This is a genomic window from Bacillus sp. AK128 (assembly GCF_053903075.1).
In genome coordinates this window covers 4475694-4495175 of record NZ_CP096379.1, presented here as the reverse complement: position 1 = coordinate 4495175, position 19482 = coordinate 4475694, and the positions used below count along the sequence as shown (strand labels likewise).

Sequence of the window (19482 nt, the reverse complement as noted above, 5' to 3'; positions counted from 1 at the left end):
TAATTCTAAAATTAAATGAACTTTTTATTATACATAGGACTCATATAAGGAGAGAGGTGAAGGCATGGATGTGACGCAAAAGGTTCAAGAAGCAAAAAGGGGAAATAAAGAGGCTTTGCTTCAATTAGTGATGGATCAACAAGATGATTATTATCGACTCGCCTATTCCTATATGGCAAATAAGCATGATTCATTAGATGTAATGGAAGAAATGATTGTCATACTCTACGAAAAGATTACTCAATTAAAAAAGGAAGATTCCTTTTACAGCTGGAGTAAGACTATTTTAGTCAATAAATGTAAAGATACACTGAAAAAGAAAAAGAAGACCGTATTAATGGATGAGTGGAATGGACAAATGGAAAGTAATACTGAGTCATACGCCATAGCAGATCCCTATCAAACAAGTGACCAGCAAATCGATATTCAACAGCTTTTGCTCAGTTTAAATAAACATCAGGCTGAAGCGATCAAGCTAAAGTATTTCCATGATTTAGATTATCAATCTATTTCAAACATCACGAAGGTGTCGATTGGAACAGTGAAGTCCAGGATTTTCCAAGGGTTAAGAAAAATGAAGAATCAATATGGAGGTGGAAGCGTTGAGTGATATTGAAAAGCTACTGACAGAAGAGAAAGAGCGTGTCAATAACTTAGAAGCCCCACCAGAGCTAGAGGAACGGTTAAAGATGGCGTTGGAATCTACTAATAGAAGGCCAAGACGGAGGCTGTCTGCTTTATGGATCTCTATTGCTGCTGCTTTGATCATGTTTATGTTTGCGGGCTATAACTATCATGCCCTAGCTTACTATGGAAAGAAGCTATTAGGATTTGATGAAGTATTTAACGGGACTCTAAAAGAGCTTAATGAAGCGGGAAAAGGACAAATCATTGATCAGCAGTTTACTCTTGATGATGGAACAGTTCTTACTATTAATGCATTGATGACGGATGTGAATCGAATGATTATTTACTATACATTAAGTAATCCCAATGGAGAAGTAGAAGAAACCTATAGTACTTTATTTCAGCCTCATAAAATTACTGGGTTCTTGACACATGCAAATTATGAGGGTGGACAGGGAATTATGAACGAGGATGGAACGGAATTTAAAGGTTCAATGGAATTTGAACCACCTAGTCCATTTTCAAAAAAATTATCACTTGAGTATTGGGAATACCAAGATAATGGTCAGTTGAAGGAACACGTGATATCAATCCCTTATGATCCGAATCAAGCCATGAAAGCAGAGGTTAAGAAAGTTGTTAATAAAACAATACAGGTTGATAAAGGGAAAATCCATTTTGATGATATTGTAGCCTCTCCAACTGTAACGGTTGTTTCAGGTAAATTAAATGTAGAAAATTTTGACCGGATTCATTTAGGTCTGCATGGAATTGAATTGATAGCAAATGGGAAATCCATACCAATCATGGGAAGTGGGAGTTCAAGCTCATTAATTGGAGGAAGTAATTTTGAGATCGATTATGACGCATTACCAGCAAAGCTTGATACCCTTCAGCTCAATGTCAAAGAATTTGTAGGCTATAAAGAGATTGATGCAACAATTCCATTAAAGGAAAAAGCACAGGAACCTATAAAATTATCAGAGGAAGCTTTGCTATGGATTAAGGAAATAAAGGAAAGTCCTGATGGCTTTGAAATAAGGATCGGAACAGATGAATCTGTTTTACTAGACAAAGTTTTTATTAAGAATAAGAGCGGCCAAATAGAACTTCAAACTACGATTAGGCAGGAGTATGTGAAGGAACCAAGTGGACAAATCATAAAAGAGAGAACCTTACTATTTAAGACAACTGAGCAGCCGGAAGAGCTAATAATTGGAGGAATTCACTACCAAAAAACTTATAATCAAATCATCGATATTCCATTAAAATAATAACTAGGGTAATATGTACTCTGCAATAGAGATGATTTTCAAGATATACTACCTGCTAGCATAAAGTTATTGGCTAGCAGGATTTTTTATCTCAATGAGAAATATAATTTATTAGGTGAATGGAATTAAGTATGGATAGTAGTGGTAATGGTAAAGAGTAGTTATCAAGTAGAAATCTCTGGATGTGCTGTTTTTATGTTGATTAACAAATAATAGATTTTTAATATCATAGCTTAGTATACTCACGCTAATTTTTGGCTATCCTATTTTTAGAGGTGAGTAAGGTGAAATTAATCGGAATGGTAATCAGTATTTTTGTATTTTTAAATATACTTCCTTATGGAGAAACTCAGAATCCAATGGTAGAAATGGTGAAGATATCAAAAGAGGAAGAAATCAAACTGGATAGCTGGAAAATATATATGCAAGAAGAGGCTATAAACACTTTAACAACTGAAATCGCAGATCAAGAGATAAACAAGCTAAAGGCTAATTTAAAAGATTATAAGTTTCATAAAGAGCAAAATGAAAACGAGAGTCACTATAAACTAATTGGCAAGAAATCTACAGGGCATAAGTTAATGAATGAGCAAGCAATTATTACCGTATATGAAGAAAAGGAATCAAAACGAATTTCTCTTGCTTATGAGATTACAGGTAAGAAATGGAACACTAAAACATGGGAATATCTCCAATCCGCTTATCAACAAAAGCTGAAAGAACAAAAGGTATTTTATACGATATATGGCTCTAAGACAATTCGTGAAGAAATTGGAATTGAAAAAGAGGCCAATCAACTAGTCAACCACTTTGCTGCTAAAACAGTTGAGGAAATCAAAGAGGAGCATTTTATTTCAATATCCGCTCATAAAGAAGATTGGAAGTTTAAGATGCCAACCAGAGGGAATGAAACGTTTAATCTCCAGGTAGGTGTTCGAGAAAATGTAGAGACAAATAAATTGGATATAGCAATTGGAACACCAATTATTACGTCTGGATATTAAAAAAGATTGAGGATTATCTCCTCAATCTTTCTAGATTTAAAAAGAAGGAATATGACAAAAAAATAAAGACCTAAGCAAGGTCTTTATTTTTTACAGCTATATACATAAGCAGGTGGAATATTCCGTAGTTCTCTTTTAACTTCCACATGCTGAAAATATTCAGGAAATAATCCCTTATTAACATGGCTATATTGAAAGGTAATAAACCGACCTTGTTGAGACAATAAGTTATTTGTCTTGGCAAGTATGCTATGTGAAACCTTTCTTGGTAAGCTAGCAAAGGGTAGACCGGACACGACGTAATTGACAGTAGGAATGGATAAATCTTTAAGAATCTTATCAATATTTTCGGCAGAATCATTGATCACATAAAGGTTAGGCTCATCTTTAAATTGGTCCAAAACATAATGGTAGAAGGTTTCATTGCTCTCAATAATAATGATAACTGTCTCTTGCTTTCTGTTTTTAACGAGATGCTTGGTAAAGACACCAGTTCCAGGTCCGTATTCAACGATATACTCGGCTTGTTTAAAGTCAATTTGCTTCATCATCAATTTTGTTAAGAATTGAGAGCTAGGTGTAATAGAACCGACCGTTCTTGGCCGAAAGAGATACTGTAAGATAAATAAAAATCGTTTAATCGTAATCCACTCCAATTTCTGGCTTAATGGGTATTGTGTGAGCGTCCTTGACGGAAAGTGGAAGTTTTTCTAACTGAAAACACCATATTCGCATGACAACCTTATATATAGAGTAACATTGTCCATCTTGTATCTACTACATAAACATAAAAACATTTATAACCAAACAAAAAAGAGACTATTCGGAATTTGGAAAAATTTATATTGTAGAGTGGTTATAGCTTTCAGTAGAATAGTAACTATATCAATTTTTTGAGAGAGAGAGAAAAGTGAATTTTTGGAGGAGTGAATAAAGGTGGGTCTCGATTATGTATTAATACAAAAGTTAGTTTTGTCCTTAGTACTTGGAGCTTCGGTAGGATTAGAGCGTGAGTTAAAGAAGAAGCCGCTTGGTTTAAAAACAACGATTATCATATCAGTAAGCTCTTGCTTGTTGACGATTGTTTCCATTGAAGCAGCAAATTACTACGCCGCACCTTACGAGAAGCCAATGGATCCTTTACGACTCGCAGCCCAAATCATCTCAGGAGTAGGCTTTTTAGGTGCAGGGGCAATCCTCAGACGGAATAACGATGTGATTAGCGGGTTAACGACGGCAGCAATGATATGGGCAGCGGCTGGGATCGGGATTACGGTTGGGGCTGGATTTTTTATAGAAGCCATTCTTGCAACTGTTATTATGTTAGTTTCAGTAGAGATGCTAAGTCCGCTTCTTAAGAAAATTGGCCCGAAGACACTTAGACAGAAGGAAATTAGGTTAAAGTTAGAGGTCAAAAGAGATATATCTTTAAAGGAGACCTTTCAGCATGTTAGAGATTTAGATATTAAGATTGAACGTGTGAAAATTAAAGATGATATAGCCAAGGAGTGTCGTCTCGTTGATCTTGTCGTTACGATTGACCAAGGTAGGTACACATCCGATGTATATGAAGATCTTAAATTTTTAAAAGAAGTAAACTCAATTGAAATTGAGCTTTTATAATCAAGGAGTGACCATTATTTTAAAACGAAATATTTACTCTTTCCTACTTATTATGTCTACCCTATTCATGGGTAGTGGTTGTATAGGAAACGGAGAGACCCAGCAAACGGAATTAACCATCTCAGCTGCAGCTAGCCTTGCGGATGCACTGCAGGAAGTGAAAGATAACTTTGAGAAAGAGCATAACAATATCAAGATAAACTATAGTTTTGGATCATCTGGTTCTTTGCAGGAGCAAATATCACAGGGGGCTCCTGTTGATTTATTTTTTTCAGCTGCTGAGGATAAGTTTAGCAGTTTAGTGGAGGAAGGTATTGTGGATCAGAAAGAATCTACTCTTCTACTGACAAATAAATTGGTTTTAATCAAGCCGAAGGATAAAACGGATTTCTCAACTTTTGAAGATATAGTAAATCATGCGGAAAGAATATCAATAGGAATACCAGAATCTGTACCTGCAGGGAAATATGCTAAGGAAACATTTGAATTTATGGACTTGTGGGAGACACTTCAAGAGAAAATAGTGTATGCAAAGGATGTTAGGCAGGTACTAACCTATGTGGAAACAGAAAATGTTGATGCGGGGTTGGTCTATAATACGGATGCTATGTTTTCAAAGGAAGTGGAGATTGTGGAGGTAATAAATAAAGCGGCTCATACTCCCATTTTGTATCCACTTGGTATTATTAAAGATACGAAGCATGGGGCTGAAGCGTCTTTATTTTATGAATATCTAAAAAGTGAAGCTTCAGCAAAGGTGTTCACAAAGTATGGATTTGGAACAATCCAACAGTTTAAATAAAGCTATCTTCTATACAACGAATCATAATAAGGCCGAATACTAGATATACTTGGTGAATGTACTTATAATGGTAAAAAAACCAAAGGGTGTGACGGGCGAATGAATATGCAAGAACTATTAAAAGGCAAAAGGGAGATTCTCGATTGGGTTAAAGATTTGGAAGATATCGATGAACAGCTTTGGTTCCAGCCAATCGGTGAAGGGAAATGGGCAATAGCAGATGTCATCTCTCATTTTATTTCATGGGATCGCTTTTGTATGGAGTATCGAATGCCCTTTATGGATAGAGCACTTCCGTTCCCTAAACTAGATGTGAATGTTGATCATGTAAACAGAACAGCATCAGTATACGCTCGCTCAGGCATTACTAAAAATCAGTTAATTGAAGAACATAATCAAACAAGAGGGTTGTTATTATCCGTTATGGAAGAATGGCCAGAAGAAAGATTTGGCCGTGTGATTAAACTAGGGTCGACTGAGATGAAAGTTCAAGAATATTTCTCGGCTCACATTGATCATGATCGGAAACATATGGAAAAGATAAACAATTTCTTAAAACGAACAACTACTAGCGGAGAGATTGCCTAATAGAGGAAAGAATGGGATAAATCACAACAGGTTAAAATAAAAATGGGAATTTGAGTAAGTAGCTCTTGCTTAATGTACCCCCCTGTGGTATATTTTGTGTGAAGGGGAGGTTATAGGATGGCTAATCATAACAATGCGGATGAAAGCTGTTCATCAGAGATAAGCTCTCGAAAAAGTCACCATTCAGAACAAACAAAACGAAATTTAATAAATCGACTAAATCGAATTGAAGGACAAATAAGAGGTGTAAAAGGACTCATCGAAAAGGACACCTATTGCGATGATGTTATTACTCAAATTTCAGCCATTCAGTCTGCTCTAAATGGGGTTGGAAAAATGCTATTAGAAGGGCATCTAAAAAGCTGTGTGGTTGAAAGAATACAAGACGGTGACGATGAAGTAATTGATGAATTCCTTGTCACGATCCAACGATTAATGAAGAAATAGGAGGCTATATATATGGAAAAGATCATTTTAAATGTAACAGGTATGTCTTGTGGGCATTGTGTGAAGGCGGTTGAAGGTAGCGTAGGGCAATTATCTGGAGTTAATGAAGTAAAAGTTAATCTTGAAGATGGTACAGTTAATGTTGAATATAATGCAACAGAAGTATCATTAGAAAAAATAAAAGAAACAATTGATGATCAAGGCTACGATGTAGCATAAAACAAGTGCTGAAAAGCACTTTCTTTTTAGCTGTGTTAAAGTACAGTGTTGATTTTTAGCAGAGTTGATTGAAGTGGAAGGACGCGAGACTCCTGTGGGAGAAGCGTGGTGAAGGAGACCCCGCAGGCGGTAACGCCGAGGAGGCTCCCGAACCCGCCCACGGAAAGCGAGTGTCCTGGAACGGAAATCAACAACTAACTTTAACAGAGCCTTCTTTTTAGAAAAAAATATACCCCTATTAGGTATATGGAGGAGAGATTTATAATGAGTGAATCATTAAAAGAAACCACTCTTCAAATTACTGGAATGACATGTGCTGCCTGTTCAACTCGAATTGAAAAAGGGTTAAAAAAACTGGATGGAGTTCAGGATGCAAATGTTAACCTCGCGTTAGAAAAATCGACAATTAAGTATAATCCGGCAGTAACAAATGTCGAGTCTTTACAAAAGAAGATTACCGATCTAGGATATGGGGTTGTCACGGAGCGAAAAGAATTTAACATAACGGGCATGACGTGTGCTGCCTGTTCAACCAGGGTAGAAAAAGGATTAAATAAACTAGAAGGAATTAAAAACGCAAGCGTGAACTTAGCTCTTGAAACAGCAACGGTAGAGTATAATCCATCTGAATTGTCCCCTACTGATATTCAGGCAAGAGTAGAGAAGCTGGGTTATGGTGCAAAGTTAAAGGAAGAGTACTCAACAGAACAAGTGGATCACCGACAGGCTGAAATTGAAAAGCAAACTGGGAAATTTCTTTTTTCTGCGATTCTGTCTTTCCCATTATTATGGGCAATGGTTAGCCATTTTGAGTTTACAACATGGATTTACTTACCGGATTTATTTATGAACCCTTGGGTACAGCTTGCTTTAGCCACTCCGGTTCAATTTATAGTAGGTAAGCAATTCTATGTAGGGGCTTTTAAAGCTTTACGTAACGGAAGTGCAAATATGGATGTGCTAGTTGCCTTAGGAACATCAGCTGCTTATTTCTATAGTATTTATTTATCAATCGCTTCTATTGGAAGTGACCAACATATGGTTGCCCTTTACTTTGAAACAAGTGCAATCCTGATTACACTGATCCTGCTTGGAAAACTATTTGAAGCAAAAGCAAAGGGCCGCTCATCAGAAGCGATTAAGAAGTTGATGGGATTACAGGCTAAGACTGCTTTAGTGTTCCGAAATGGAGAGGAACTTGAATTATCATTAGAGGAAGTTGTAGTCGGAGATATCATCCATGTAAAGCCAGGGGAGAAGGTTCCTGTTGATGGAGAGATTGTTGAGGGTTACTCGGCATTTGATGAATCGATGTTAACGGGAGAAAGTGTCCCTGTTGACAAAACGACTGGAGATAAGGTAATCGGATCCACTATTAATAAAAACGGCTTTATAAAAATGAAAGCGACTAAAATTGGCAAGGACACCGCATTAGCTCAAATAATAAAAGTGGTTGAGCAGGCTCAGGGATCAAAAGCACCGATTCAACGTTTAGCCGATCAAATTTCAGGTATTTTTGTTCCGATTGTAGTAGTCATTGCATTTATTACGTTCCTTGTTTGGATTATTTGGGTGACTCCAGGAGATTTTGCAGAGGCTCTTGAAAAGTTGATTGCTGTGTTAGTGATTGCTTGTCCATGTGCACTTGGGCTTGCTACGCCAACCTCCATTATGGCGGGTTCAGGTCGAGCGGCAGAGCTTGGTATTCTTTTTAAAGGTGGAGAGCATTTAGAAATGACTCACACAATCGAAACAGTTGTGTTAGATAAGACCGGAACAATCACGAAAGGGACACCTGAATTAACAGACACACTCCCATTTGGTGACTTTGAGGAAGGGGCTTTCTTAAAGCTAGCGGGTTCAGTAGAAAGAAACTCAGAGCATCCCCTTGCACTCGCAATTGTTGAAGGGATTAAGGCAAGAGGACTAGATCTTAGTGAGGCTGTCAATTTCGAAGCTATTCCTGGCTACGGAATTAAAGGTGAAGTGAACGGGCAAACCGTTCTAGTCGGAACACGAAAACTTTTAGCTCAACATGACATCATCTTTGGAGAAGCCACTTCAAAGATGGAGGAATTAGAGAGACATGGTAAAACAGCTATACTTGTAGCGGTAGATGGAAAGCTGGCAGGTGTTATTGCAGTAGCAGATACGATTAAGGAGACTTCTAAAGAAGCTATTTCACGTCTTCAAAGGATGGGCTTAGAAGTCATCATGATGACTGGTGACAATGAACGGACTGCGAAGGCAATTGCTGATGAAGTAGGGGTAGACCGTTTTATTGCGGAGGTATTGCCAGAAGGTAAGGCTGAAGAAGTGAAGAAGCTCCAGCGTGAAGGTAAGAAGGTGGCAATGGTTGGTGATGGGATCAATGATGCTCCTGCTCTAGCACTTGCTGATATCGGAATGGCGATTGGAACAGGAACAGACGTCGCAATGGAAGCAGCTGATATTACGTTAATACGAGGAGACCTACAGTCGATTGCGGATGCAATACTGATGAGTAAAAAGACCATGACGAATATAAGACAAAACCTATTTTGGGCCTTTGGTTATAATACATTGGGGATACCAATTGCAGCGCTAGGGTTTTTAGCTCCTTGGTTAGCAGGAGCAGCGATGGCATTTAGCTCCGTTTCAGTCGTTTTAAATGCATTAAGATTGCAAAAGGTGAAACTTTAAAGGAGAGAAGCATGATGAAAAAGTGGATTTTGGCAGCGGTGGGGTATCTACTTGTTGTCATAGCAGGATATAGCATTTACACATCCTTCTTTTCACAAGATATTGAGAAATCTTCTGACGGGCATGCACATGAAAGTAGTTCAGATGCTCACGGAGAACACGATGGACATGGGGGAGTTACTGAGAGTGAAGTGAATGTAGAGATTGACGTGATTGAAAACCAATTACAGATTGAATTAACAGATCACGAAGATCAGCCTGTTGAGGAGCTTGAAATTAATCATGAAAAGCTACTTCATCTCATCATTGTAGATGAGCATCTTGATCAATATTACCATCTTCATCCTGAAGAAGAAGAGCCAGGCGTTTACATGGTTCAGCATGAGCTTGAGCAGGGTAATTACAAAGCATTTGTCGATATTAAACCTAAAGGGTTGGCTTATGTGGTAGAGCCTTTGGAATTTACCATTGATGAAACAGGAGAAGGTCATCATCATGGCTCACTTGAAGTTGATCAAGAAATGGAAAAAACGATAAACGGTGTCACGGCTAAAATCGAGCTTTCCTCAATGAAAGCAAATGAGGATATAACCATCACCTATACATTTCCTAATGATATAGAGCTTCAGCCTTATTTAGGAGCTCTAGGACATGTGGTCATTCTTAATGAAACAGCTACGAATTATATCCATGTCCATCCGCTTAATCATGATGAAACTAGATTTGAAACAATGTTCCCAGAACCAGGTATTTATAAAGTATGGGGAGAGTTCCAAATTGATGGTGAAGTGCATATCTATCCTTTTACTTTGAGTATTGAATAATCCATAAAAAGGCAGTCTAAACAAAAGTTTAGACTGCCTTTTTACATTTCTAATCAATATTATATAAAGTAAGTTTGCACCTCTTAAATGAATCAATTATATAGATGGAAATTGAAGGATAAAATTGCTATGTGGAGAATATAAATCAAGGTCTTACTTTAAGGCTCTTTTAAAGTTTGTTGTTGATTTCCGTTCCAGGATACTCGCTTTCCGCGGGCGGGTTCGGGAGCCTCCTCGGCGCTCACGCCTGCGGGGTCTCCTTCACCACGCTTCTCCCGCAGGAGTCTCGCATCCTTCCACTTCAATCAACTCTGCTAATAATCAACACTCTACTTTAACATAGCCTACTTTAAAAGAGATAAGGCTTTTTCTAATTCAAGCTAAGCATAAACAAATAGATTTTAACAAGGCATATATAAGAGAAGGTGAACCGTGCTGAAATTGGTCTGTTTTGGGGACAGTATTACCGCTCGAAAGGAAGGAAGTAAAACTCCTTTGCTAACTTCTATGCTGTCTGAACAATTAACAGGTTTTAAAGTGGTAAATGCTGGAGTACCAGGTGATAATACGATAGATGCACTCGAGCGTATAGATAGTGACGTATTAATTCATCAGCCTGATTTAGTCACCGTGTTATTTGGGGCAAATGATGCAGCTTTTCATAAAACCATAGAATTAGAGCTTTATAAAAATAATCTAGTGGAGATGATCTCCAAACTTGGATCGAATAAAACCATTCTTCTATCAGCAGCGCCTGTTGATGAACTGCGTCAGAATGCTAGATCAAATCTAGTCTTGCGTAAGTATGCTGCTGTAGTGGAAGAGGTGTCATTAGAGACAGGTAGTCATTATATTGATTTTTTCAACAGCCTGCTTTCAAGGGACGATTACCAACAAATATTAAAGGGTCAAGAGAACGATGGTCTGCATTTCGGAAAGGTAGGGTATGAAATTCTTTCAGAACTGATAGCAGAAAAGGTGAAAGAGGTTATTAGAGGGAGATAAGGGATACAAGTAGTTGAATTGGTAATGAACTAATGAACAGAATGCTAGAAGAGCTTTCTGACCTATACATGGTAGACTTAATTTATGACGAAAACCTTCAGGGAAACTATGAGAGATTCAATTTGAAGAAAGCAACAGGGATGGTACATCGTAACTATAATCAACAAAAAGGAAAGATAAAATAGTAAAACGCAAGCAACAGCTTATACGTTGCTTGCTTTTTAGTTACTCTACTGTAAATTCCTTTTTTACTTCAAACTTTTTACCTTCTTTAGGTGTCATCCAAGCATTAAGAGTATAATTTCCTTTTTCAAGTTGAAGGTCTTGTAGATTAATTTCATATACAAGCTCTTCGCCAGGTTTAAGGGTTTCTTCTCCTAAGGATTGAAGGAAGGAAGCGACACTAGAGAATAAATAAATTTCCTCACCATTGTCATTCACTACTGAAAAGTCATAGCGCTGGGAGCTTGTAAATTCAAGTGTTACGTCATTTTCGGTTTGGTTTTTAACCATATATTCATAGATAAGGGGACTCTTTTCAACTAGACTTGGCACCATATCACCTGCTACAATTCCGTTTTCATTTGTATCTACATTTTGTCCTTGAGTCTGTTCAGAATTTCCTGTTCCGCAGGCTGCCAAAAATAGCACAGACAAAAATATGATTACTTTATTTTTCAAAGCTAACACCATCCTAAAGATTTTTTTTTCGGTTCTACCCTATTAGTCGTTACCATAACTAAAATGTTACAAACGTTCTATTAACTTTTCATATGAGAGCTTAACCAATATAGCCAAGAAATGAATGGGGGAGATAAGTGTAAAATTATTTCCAGCATATGTGGATATGGTAATATAATAGGGTGAACTTAATGGAACGGGGGAAGAAGATTTGACTATTTCAACGATCAAAAATGATGTAATACAGGCTGTAAATAAGGTTGTCCTTGGAAAACAAGAAATAACTGAACTTATTTTAATTTCCATGCTTTGTAAAGGGCATGTTTTGCTTGAGGACGTTCCTGGAACGGGTAAGACGATGCTGGCTAAAACCATTTCAAAATTAGTGGGGGGACAATTCAGAAGACTGCAGTTTACTCCTGATGTTCTACCAAGTGATGTTACGGGTGTTGAATTTTTTAATCCAAAGGAACAGGAGTTTGAGGTTCGAATGGGTCCTGTAATGACGAATGTACTATTAGTTGATGAAGTAAATCGAGCGACACCTAGAACTCAATCTAGTTTGCTTGAGGTGATGGAAGAACGTCAAGTAACAATTGGAAATGAGACGGTTAAGCTTCCAGTTCCATTTTTTGTACTAGCTACACAGAATCCACTAGAGTCACAAGGAACCTTTCCGTTACCAGATGCTCAATTAGATCGATTCTTTATGAGTATTGCGATGGGGTACCCGAGCTTTGAAGAAGAACAACAAATGATGAGAATATACCGTGATCAAGAGCCATTAGAGGAAATTGAGTCTTATTTTGGTTCTGTGGAGGAGTTTGCTGAGCTTCAGAATAAGGTGAAAGATATCCATATATCTGCAGACATCGAAAAATATTTATTAACGATCATACATCGTACCAGACAACATGAATTTATATCAGCAGGTGTTAGCCCTCGTGGGACACTTGCCTTTATGAAAGCTGTACAAGCTAAAGCTCTACTAGAGAATAGACAATATGTTATTCCGGATGATGTAAAAGTAGTCGCTCCTTATGTCTTGAGTCACAGACTTCAATTAACGATGGAAGGTAGCTTGCGATCAACAAAGCGAGATCTTATTGAAGAGATTGTTACTGTGACAGAGGCACCGGTTGAGGAAGGCGTTTAATGTGAAGGACTGGAGGAAGGAAGCACTTCATTCAGAGCGAGCAAAGTTACTTCTAGTAGTCGTTGTTTTTTTAACCATCTGTAATTACTTTCTATTATCAATTACCTTAACTATTATGCTAGTTAGTTTAATCGTTATTTTTTTATTTTCGCATTTTTATCATAAATACCTTGTTCTTTCTTTGAAAAATACGAAAAGGACAATTAGGGTATTTCCTGGTGAAACAACTAAAGTTTCTATAGAGTTTGGTGCGAGAAGTCTTGTCGCCTTATATTATGGAAAATTGACCTTTCTGGTAGCGAATAATATCAAGGTTGAAAGTGCGAAGGCATTAATGGAAAAGAAGGAAGCTACAGAGTATTTAGTCAATATCTCTAGTGGCCAACAAAAGTATGACCTTACGATCCAAGCTGAGCGCAGAGGTAGAGCTGCTTTCCGCCAAATGGAAATACAGCTGTTTGACCCTTTCTTTTTAGGGAAGTCTATTTTTACTTACAATCCTTTTTATAAAACAGAGTTACTTGTTTTTCCAACTATTAAGCCAGTAACAGGTATGGAAAGTGTTATTTCTAGAGAGCTTGGGAATAAGCCTTCTGTTTATTCCTATCACCAGGACCCTATTCTTATATCAGGAGTTCGTGATTATGCACCAAGTGATCCCTTTCAACAGATCCATTGGAAGGCAACGGCAAGGGCAGGATCCTTACAAACAAAAATACTAGAGAAAACCTTCCATCAAAAATGGACTTTTTTAGTCAATATAAGTGAAGAGGAAGAGGGAGGGGCTTATTCTTATTACTTTTCTAAACAATTAGAAAATCGAATCAGTCATGTTGCCTATCTTCTACAGATGGCAGAAAAGCAAGCGGTCGCTTATGAGATTTATGTTAATATCATTGCGAAAAACAATCGAAGACTCGTCTATTTAGAAGAAGGAAGTGGCAAAGAACATCTGTTAAAGGGATTAGAGCTGCTTGCTAGAATTGACCAAATGAGTGCTCCTGTTAAAATTGATAGACTGATAAAAGTGGCTGAGCCAAGTCTCCGTCAGTCAACCAGTTTAATTCTTTGCGGTATATCCAACCAACAGGTCATGCAAACCTTATCAGGTAGCTATTTGAAGCATCTGCCTATTTATGAATTGCATTCGACGGAGTCAGGAGGTTCGATCCAAAGATGTTAAATAAGGATTGGCATTCGTACTTCTTATATCTATCGATCGTAGCGTTTGAAATTATAAGTTTTTATCTATTATCAACATTTGTAACAGATTCGTTAAAACCAGCTGAGCTTATTCTCATTTATCTGATACCATTTGCGGTAGTTAAGATGATTCAAATGAATAGTGGAAATGATGCCTCCACTCTTTATATGGCAGTACCAATCATACAGGCAATAGGAGTTTATTTGGTCGGGTATAGTTTAATTGTAATTGCTCTTGTCCTCCTGTTTAGCTGCTGGAGAACGTATATATTGATTAAAGAACAATATCCTGACCAACAAGGCGTATGGCTTGGAGTCGTGCTTGCAGCTACGATTGCTGTTCTGTTCATGAATAGGGATTTTTTACTAGAGTATGTTGGTTGGTTTTTAGTTCTACTTATTTTGTTTTTATTCATCCGAATCCTTTTACATGTGAAGGAAAATAACTGGGTGTTACTAAAGGGAAGCTATCGTCATCTGTTTTTCCACATTCTATGGGTTTCTGCTATTCTAGTTTTACTTTTCCAAGGTGGATTATATCTACTACATACCATTCTGCCGCATGTAGCAAGAGTAATAGGTTTTATTGTGGGATATCCGTTTACCTGGTTACTGGATAAACTTGAAATTGATTTAAATGGCTCTGGAGAGGAAGACGCAAATAGTGAAGGCGAGCTAGCCGAAGATGATCCATTAACTAGAATCACGCAAACAGGTGAGACATCCATTGAACAAATTATTTTACCGATCATATTTATTATCATTATAGGGGCTGTCCTGCTGTTACTTTACCTAATGAGGAAAAAGTTAATGAACCTCGAGGAAGAAAAGGAAGGACTAGTTCAGGTGGGAGCACCTGACTCAAAAGGAGTTTCTTTTTTTCAATCATTAAAAGATATGGGAAAGGGACTATATAGCCCATACGGAAAAAATGAAGTGAGGATTCAGTTTAATAAATTTCAAATTTTTATGAAGAAACGAGATTTAGCTAGAAAGCCGGCAGAGACTGTAGAGGAATGGTTTGAACGGCTCGGTTTAAGAGATTCAGTAGCAGCGGATATACTTAAGATTTATCAGCAATCAAGATACAGCTATTCTTCTATATCAGAGCAAGAGCTTAAAACTTTTCAACAAGGAATGAAAAATCTCAAAAAAAGATACGCAGATAAAAAATAATAAAGGCTAATAAAAGGTGGTACTGGCATCCTCTTCTAAATGGGTGGTGTTGAAACGAGCCGTAAGAATCATATATATTGTATTAAGAAAGATGTATAATCATAATGTGTTTTTTATGACATAAGCAGCCATCCTTTTCCCTTCTTGATGTGAACAAAGGGATTAAACATATTGGGTTGGAGTAACAGGGTGCAGATTGGCAAGCGTTGTAAGAGGACGGTGGGCACAATTCTGGCATCACTATAAGGTTATAGGTATAGGGCTTTATTATAAGGGGGTACTATTGTGAAGGTGAAATTAGGACTTTTATATGGTGGAAAATCAGCAGAGCATAGAGTGTCGCTTCAAACAGCATTGGCTGTTACAAAAGCGTTAGATATGAATAAATTTGATGTACACCCTATTTATATAACGGATTCAGGAGAATGGATTAGGGGCGGACAGCTTTCTGCGCCTGCACAGGATGTAAAGGCATTGGAGCTTTCTAATCAAGAAAATGTGATATCTCCTGTATCACTTAATCAGGGATTATTTCCGTCAAAGACTACAGGACAGGATCAGTCCGTTGATGTGATTTTCCCATTGTTACATGGTCCTAATGGCGAAGATGGAACGGTTCAAGGGTTACTTGAACTAATGAATATCCCTTATGTCGGAAATGGTGTATTGTCTTCATCGGCAGGAATGGATAAGGTCATCATGAAAAACCTTTTTGCACAAGCGGGCTTAAAGCAAGCGAAGTATCTGTCATTTATTAAAAAAGAATGGCATCAGAAAAAAGATGAACTAGTCCATGATATTGAAGAAAAGCTAGGTTATCCATGCTTCGTCAAGCCTGCGAATTTAGGATCAAGTGTGGGGATTAGTAAGTGTAGAAATCGTGATGAATTAGAAGTAGCTTGTGTTGAAGCCTTCCAATTCGATCGTAAGCTAGTTATTGAAGAAGGTATTGTTGGTAGGGAAATAGAAATTGGAATTCTAGGAAATGATGAGCCCGAATGCTCTGTTGCTGGTGAAATTGCACCTAAAAAAGACTTTTATGATTATAAAGCAAAGTATGAGGACGGAGATACAGCTTTAATTATTCCAGCTGAGATTACAAATGATCAGTATGAAGATTTAAAGGAACAGGCCATCCGTGCTTTCAAAGCAATTGATGGTGCAGGACTTGTAAGGGCAGACTTCTTTTTAACAGCAGAAGGCGAATTTTTAATTAATGAAGTCAACACAATGCCAGGATTTACACCGTTTAGTATGTTTCCACTGATGTGGCAGCACACAGGAGTTCCTTACCCAGAGCTAATTGAAAAATTAGTGAGTCTAGCTCTTGAGCGCCATGACGAAAAGCAAAGTATTAAACACACTTTTTAAAGATCATTGTAAACACCATTTGAAAAAATGGTGTTTATTTACGACTAGAGGATAGAAAGGAGTCGGTGTCATGATCACCAGAAAATTAATTGACATTGCCAGCATGATAAGTGGTTCTCAAGTTATCGGAGACGCTGATTTAGTAATCAAGGGAGTTTCAATCAACTCAAGAGAGGATTTAAGCGAAAAGCTATTCATCCCAATAAAGGGTGAAAGATTTAACGGGCATGAATTTGTCCAAGAGGCTTTTGAAAAAGGTGCGGTGGCTTGCTTGTGGAGAAGAGAAGAGCCTAATCAACCTGCTGGAATTCCATTAATTTTGGTGGATGACACGTTAGATGCCCTTCAGCAGCTAGCTCAAAACTATCGTCGTGAATTAAATTTAAAGGTAGTTGGGGTAACCGGTAGTAATGGGAAAACATCCACAAAGGATATGATTTTCTCTGTTTTATCGACAGAGTATAAGGTCCATAAGACAGAAGGGAATTTTAATAATCACTATGGATTACCCTTAACTATTTTAAGAACGGATGAGGACACCGATGTTCTTGTGCTAGAAATGGGAATGAGCGCTCGTGGTGAGATTGAGCTCTTGTCGAAGCTTGCAGAGCCGAATGTTGCAGTCATTACCAATATAGGTGAATCTCATTTACAAGACCTTGGATCCCGAGAAGAGATTTCGGAAGCGAAGCTTGAAATCACGGCCGGACTTAAGCAGGATGGGTCATTAATCTACATGGGAGATGAGCCATTATTACAGGAGCGCGTGGGTCGCTACCATCATATTAAGCTGATTCCTTTTGGTCCAGAAGAATCAAATGAATATTATCCAGTGATGATTAAACAGGAGTCAAATGGTACCTCATTTACTTGTAACAAGATCTCAAGACCATTTTTTATTCCGATTTTAGGTAGGCATAATGTATATAATGCCCTTGCTGCGATTGCTGTAGCTCAGGAATTAAATGTGTCTTGGGAAAATGCGATTCGGGGACTCTCTCAATTGAAAATGACTCAAATGAGAGCAGAAATTAGTTCTGCGATGAAAGGATCTACCGTTATTAATGATGCCTATAATGCGAGTCCTACATCGATGAAAGCGGCTATTGTTCTTTTGCAGGAGCTAGAGGGATATAAACGAAAAATACTTGTATTAGGAGATATGCTAGAGTTAGGTGATCAAGAAAAGCAGTTTCATCAAGAAGTGGGGGCTTCCATTGATGCATCAAAGATTGATTATGTTTATACCTATGGTGAGTTAGGAAAATATATAGGGGATGGGGCGGTCCAGAATTTCACTCCAAAGCGTGTGTTTTCCTTCACAGATAAAACGGAACTACTAGAAGACTTGCGGAAAAAGATCGATGATAAGGATGTCATTTTGGTTAAGGCGTCACGTGGAATGAGGCTGGAAGAAGTTGTTCAGGGTTTAAAAGAATAGGGTTTTACACCTAGAAAAGCATAAATGTTAGCAGGTGTTCCGAAACGAAAACTCTCTGACGGTAAGGGGAGTTTTCTGGTTAATAAGCTAGAAAAGGTGATCATTGTGATTGGTTGTCTCTGTATTCATGGATTTACCGGTGCTCCTTATGAAGTGGAGCCTTTAGTATCCTTTTTAAAGAAACATACAGATTGGAAGATTGTTGCTCCGATCCTACCAGGTCATGGTGATGATGAAGACTTACTTACTATTACTTACCCAGACTGGATCGAAGCAGTAGAAAAAGAAATACAAATATTAATAAATGAATGTGAGACCGTTTATGTGATTGGATTTTCTATGGGAGGATTGTTAGCCGCCTATTTGGCTAAAAAATATCCTGTTGAAAAGCTAGTCCTGTTAAGTGCTGCTGCCTATTATGTAAATGTTCGTCAATTATTTAAAGATATAAAGGAAATGGCCCTAGATGGGATAAGGGGAAACCTCTCGGATAATATCCTTTACCGGCGATATCGAAAAAAGATCACGAACACTCCGGTATCAGCAACTAGGCAATTTCGGATGTTAGTGAAGTTTATAAAGCCCTGCATTAGGGAAATTCACACCCCTACCCTTATCATTCAGGGGGAATGTGATGGGATTGTTCCTACAAAGAGTGCCCATTTTATCTTTGAAAAGCTTGGATCGGACGATAAGAAATTAGTATTTTTATCTTCCTCACCTCACCATGTTTGTCATGGTCCGGATTTCGATCAACTTACAGAAGAGGTTTCTAGTTTTTTTCATATTAAATAGAGGTTACTGGATATTTAGGATTTAAGCTTTTTGCATGATTACTTCGTTAGAAAGCTCGTTCATAGCCTCGATGAACGCCCTTTAACAAGGAAAACAAGCAAGAAAGGTCGTTCATAACCTGGATGAACGCCCTTTAACAAGGAAATCAAGCAAGAAAAGTCGTTCATAGCCTCGATGAACGCCCTTTAACAAGGAAAACAAGCAAGAAAGGTCGTTCATAACCTGGATGAACGCCCTTTAACAAGGAAATCAAGCAAGAAAGGTCGTTCATAACCTAGATGAACGCCCTTTAACAAGGAAATCAAGCAAGAAAGGTCGTTCATAGCCTGGATGAACGCCCTTATTCAAGGAAATCAAGCAAGAAAGGTTGTTCATAGCCTAGATGAACGACCTTTAACAAGGAAAACAAGCAAGAAAGGTTGTTCATAGCCTAGATGAACGCCCTTATACAAGGAAAACAAGCAAGAAAGGTCGTTCATAGCCTAGATGAACGCCCTTTAACAAGAAAATCAAGCAAGAAAGGTCGTTCATAGCCTGCATGAACGCCCTTATACAAGCAAATCA

The 19482-nt window shown here is 37.8% G+C and carries 20 protein-coding genes; 18 read left to right on the top strand and 2 right to left on the bottom strand.

The genetic code is table 11. The annotated features are described in order from the left end of the window. Positions 1–64 precede the first annotated feature (64 nt). From M1D60_RS22465 to M1D60_RS22455, 3 genes are all read left to right on the top strand, one after another. The gene (locus M1D60_RS22465; protein WP_456277011.1) at positions 65–610 is read left to right on the top strand and encodes a sigma-70 family RNA polymerase sigma factor; all 546 of its coding nucleotides are present in this window, start codon (positions 65–67) and stop codon (positions 608–610) included. Next, a complete protein-coding gene (locus tag M1D60_RS22460; protein WP_456277010.1) occupies positions 603–1901 on the top strand; it encodes a DUF4179 domain-containing protein in 1299 nt (432 codons plus the stop codon). Before M1D60_RS22465 ends, M1D60_RS22460 begins: the two co-directional genes overlap by 8 nt. 284 nt (positions 1902–2185) lie before the next feature. After that, a complete protein-coding gene (locus tag M1D60_RS22455) occupies positions 2186–2905 on the top strand; it encodes a YwmB family TATA-box binding protein (RefSeq protein WP_456277009.1) in 720 nt (239 codons plus the stop codon). 83 nt (positions 2906–2988) lie between these two features. Here the strand turns inward: M1D60_RS22455 and M1D60_RS22450 are convergent, their stop codons facing one another. Beyond that, entirely contained in the window at positions 2989–3561 is a 573-nt protein-coding gene (locus M1D60_RS22450) for a class I SAM-dependent methyltransferase (protein WP_456277008.1), read from the bottom strand. A gap of 280 nt (positions 3562–3841) precedes the next feature. On the opposite strand from M1D60_RS22450, the gene M1D60_RS22445 reads away from it, so the two are divergent. The 9 genes from M1D60_RS22445 to M1D60_RS22405 all read left to right on the top strand — a co-directional run bounded on the left by M1D60_RS22445 (position 3842) and on the right by M1D60_RS22405 (position 11280). Beyond that, entirely contained in the window at positions 3842–4528 is a 687-nt protein-coding gene (locus M1D60_RS22445; RefSeq protein WP_456277007.1) for an MgtC/SapB family protein, read from the top strand. A 52-nt stretch (positions 4529–4580) separates the two neighbouring features. Next, positions 4581–5330, top strand: coding sequence for a molybdate ABC transporter substrate-binding protein (gene modA / locus M1D60_RS22440; RefSeq protein WP_456279523.1), 750 nt, complete (start codon positions 4581–4583; stop codon positions 5328–5330). Positions 5331–5429: 99 nt separating this feature from the next. Then, positions 5430–5918, top strand: a complete 489-nt coding sequence (locus M1D60_RS22435; RefSeq protein WP_456277006.1) for a DinB family protein — start codon at positions 5430–5432, stop codon at positions 5916–5918. Between the two features lie 117 nt (positions 5919–6035). After that, entirely contained in the window at positions 6036–6365 is a 330-nt protein-coding gene (locus M1D60_RS22430) for a metal-sensitive transcriptional regulator (RefSeq protein WP_456277005.1), read from the top strand. Positions 6366–6377: 12 nt separating this feature from the next. Beyond that, complete coding sequence (gene copZ / locus M1D60_RS22425; RefSeq protein ID WP_456277004.1) at positions 6378–6584, top strand: copper chaperone CopZ; 207 nt, start codon at positions 6378–6380, stop codon at positions 6582–6584. A 264-nt stretch (positions 6585–6848) separates the two neighbouring features. Further along, entirely contained in the window at positions 6849–9266 is a 2418-nt protein-coding gene (locus tag M1D60_RS22420) for a heavy metal translocating P-type ATPase (RefSeq protein ID WP_456277003.1), read from the top strand. An 11-nt stretch (positions 9267–9277) separates the two neighbouring features. After that, positions 9278–10090, top strand: coding sequence for a hypothetical protein (locus tag M1D60_RS22415; RefSeq protein WP_456277002.1), 813 nt, complete (start codon positions 9278–9280; stop codon positions 10088–10090). Positions 10091–10522: 432 nt separating this feature from the next. Further along, positions 10523–11095 carry a GDSL-type esterase/lipase family protein gene (locus tag M1D60_RS22410; protein ID WP_456277001.1) on the top strand — a complete coding sequence of 191 codons (573 nt, stop codon included), beginning with the start codon at positions 10523–10525 and terminating at the stop codon, positions 11093–11095. 32 nt (positions 11096–11127) lie between these two features. After that, entirely contained in the window at positions 11128–11280 is a 153-nt protein-coding gene (locus M1D60_RS22405) for a hypothetical protein (protein WP_456277000.1), read from the top strand. Between the two features lie 40 nt (positions 11281–11320). Here the strand turns inward: M1D60_RS22405 and M1D60_RS22400 are convergent, their stop codons facing one another. Then, positions 11321–11776: a BsuPI-related putative proteinase inhibitor gene (locus M1D60_RS22400; RefSeq protein WP_456276999.1), complete on the bottom strand. Its 456-nt coding sequence runs from the start codon at positions 11774–11776 to the stop codon at positions 11321–11323. Positions 11777–11987: 211 nt separating this feature from the next. Here M1D60_RS22400 and M1D60_RS22395 point away from each other — a divergent pair, with 211 nt between their 5' ends. The 6 genes from M1D60_RS22395 to M1D60_RS22370 all read left to right on the top strand — a co-directional run bounded on the left by M1D60_RS22395 (position 11988) and on the right by M1D60_RS22370 (position 18918). Then, positions 11988–12932 (top strand): AAA family ATPase, encoded by a 945-nt coding sequence (locus M1D60_RS22395; protein ID WP_456276998.1) that lies wholly within the window; start codon positions 11988–11990, stop codon positions 12930–12932. 1 nt (position 12933) lies between these two features. After that, a complete protein-coding gene (locus tag M1D60_RS22390; RefSeq protein WP_456276997.1) occupies positions 12934–14115 on the top strand; it encodes a DUF58 domain-containing protein in 1182 nt (393 codons plus the stop codon). Further along, positions 14109–15311, top strand: coding sequence for a DUF4129 domain-containing protein (locus tag M1D60_RS22385; RefSeq protein ID WP_456276996.1), 1203 nt, complete (start codon positions 14109–14111; stop codon positions 15309–15311). The genes M1D60_RS22390 and M1D60_RS22385 overlap by 7 nt, the downstream gene beginning before the upstream one ends. A gap of 285 nt (positions 15312–15596) precedes the next feature. Beyond that, positions 15597–16682: a D-alanine--D-alanine ligase gene (locus tag M1D60_RS22380; RefSeq protein WP_456276995.1), complete on the top strand. Its 1086-nt coding sequence runs from the start codon at positions 15597–15599 to the stop codon at positions 16680–16682. 70 nt (positions 16683–16752) lie between these two features. Next, complete coding sequence (locus M1D60_RS22375; protein WP_456276994.1) at positions 16753–18123, top strand: UDP-N-acetylmuramoyl-tripeptide--D-alanyl-D-alanine ligase; 1371 nt, start codon at positions 16753–16755, stop codon at positions 18121–18123. Between the two features lie 24 nt (positions 18124–18147). Then, positions 18148–18918, top strand: coding sequence for an alpha/beta hydrolase (locus tag M1D60_RS22370; protein WP_456276993.1), 771 nt, complete (start codon positions 18148–18150; stop codon positions 18916–18918). The last annotated feature ends 564 nt before the right edge of the window (positions 18919–19482 follow it).

What these genes read in the sequence shown, in the direction of transcription:
- M1D60_RS22465 (WP_456277011.1), top strand. Translation starts at nt 65, where the DNA reads ATGGATGTGACGCAAAAGGTTCAAGAAGCAAAAAGGGGAAATAAAGAG.
- modA (WP_456279523.1), top strand. Translation starts at nt 4,581, where the DNA reads ATGTCTACCCTATTCATGGGTAGTGGTTGTATAGGAAACGGAGAGACC.
- M1D60_RS22435 (WP_456277006.1), top strand. Translation starts at nt 5,430, where the DNA reads ATGAATATGCAAGAACTATTAAAAGGCAAAAGGGAGATTCTCGATTGG.
- M1D60_RS22430 (WP_456277005.1), top strand. Translation starts at nt 6,036, where the DNA reads ATGGCTAATCATAACAATGCGGATGAAAGCTGTTCATCAGAGATAAGC.
- copZ (WP_456277004.1), top strand. Translation starts at nt 6,378, where the DNA reads ATGGAAAAGATCATTTTAAATGTAACAGGTATGTCTTGTGGGCATTGT.
- M1D60_RS22420 (WP_456277003.1), top strand. Translation starts at nt 6,849, where the DNA reads ATGAGTGAATCATTAAAAGAAACCACTCTTCAAATTACTGGAATGACA.
- M1D60_RS22415 (WP_456277002.1), top strand. Translation starts at nt 9,278, where the DNA reads ATGATGAAAAAGTGGATTTTGGCAGCGGTGGGGTATCTACTTGTTGTC.
- M1D60_RS22405 (WP_456277000.1), top strand. Translation starts at nt 11,128, where the DNA reads ATGAACAGAATGCTAGAAGAGCTTTCTGACCTATACATGGTAGACTTA.
- M1D60_RS22385 (WP_456276996.1), top strand. Translation starts at nt 14,109, where the DNA reads ATGTTAAATAAGGATTGGCATTCGTACTTCTTATATCTATCGATCGTA.
- M1D60_RS22375 (WP_456276994.1), top strand. Translation starts at nt 16,753, where the DNA reads ATGATCACCAGAAAATTAATTGACATTGCCAGCATGATAAGTGGTTCT.
- M1D60_RS22370 (WP_456276993.1), top strand. Translation starts at nt 18,148, where the DNA reads ATGTTAGCAGGTGTTCCGAAACGAAAACTCTCTGACGGTAAGGGGAGT.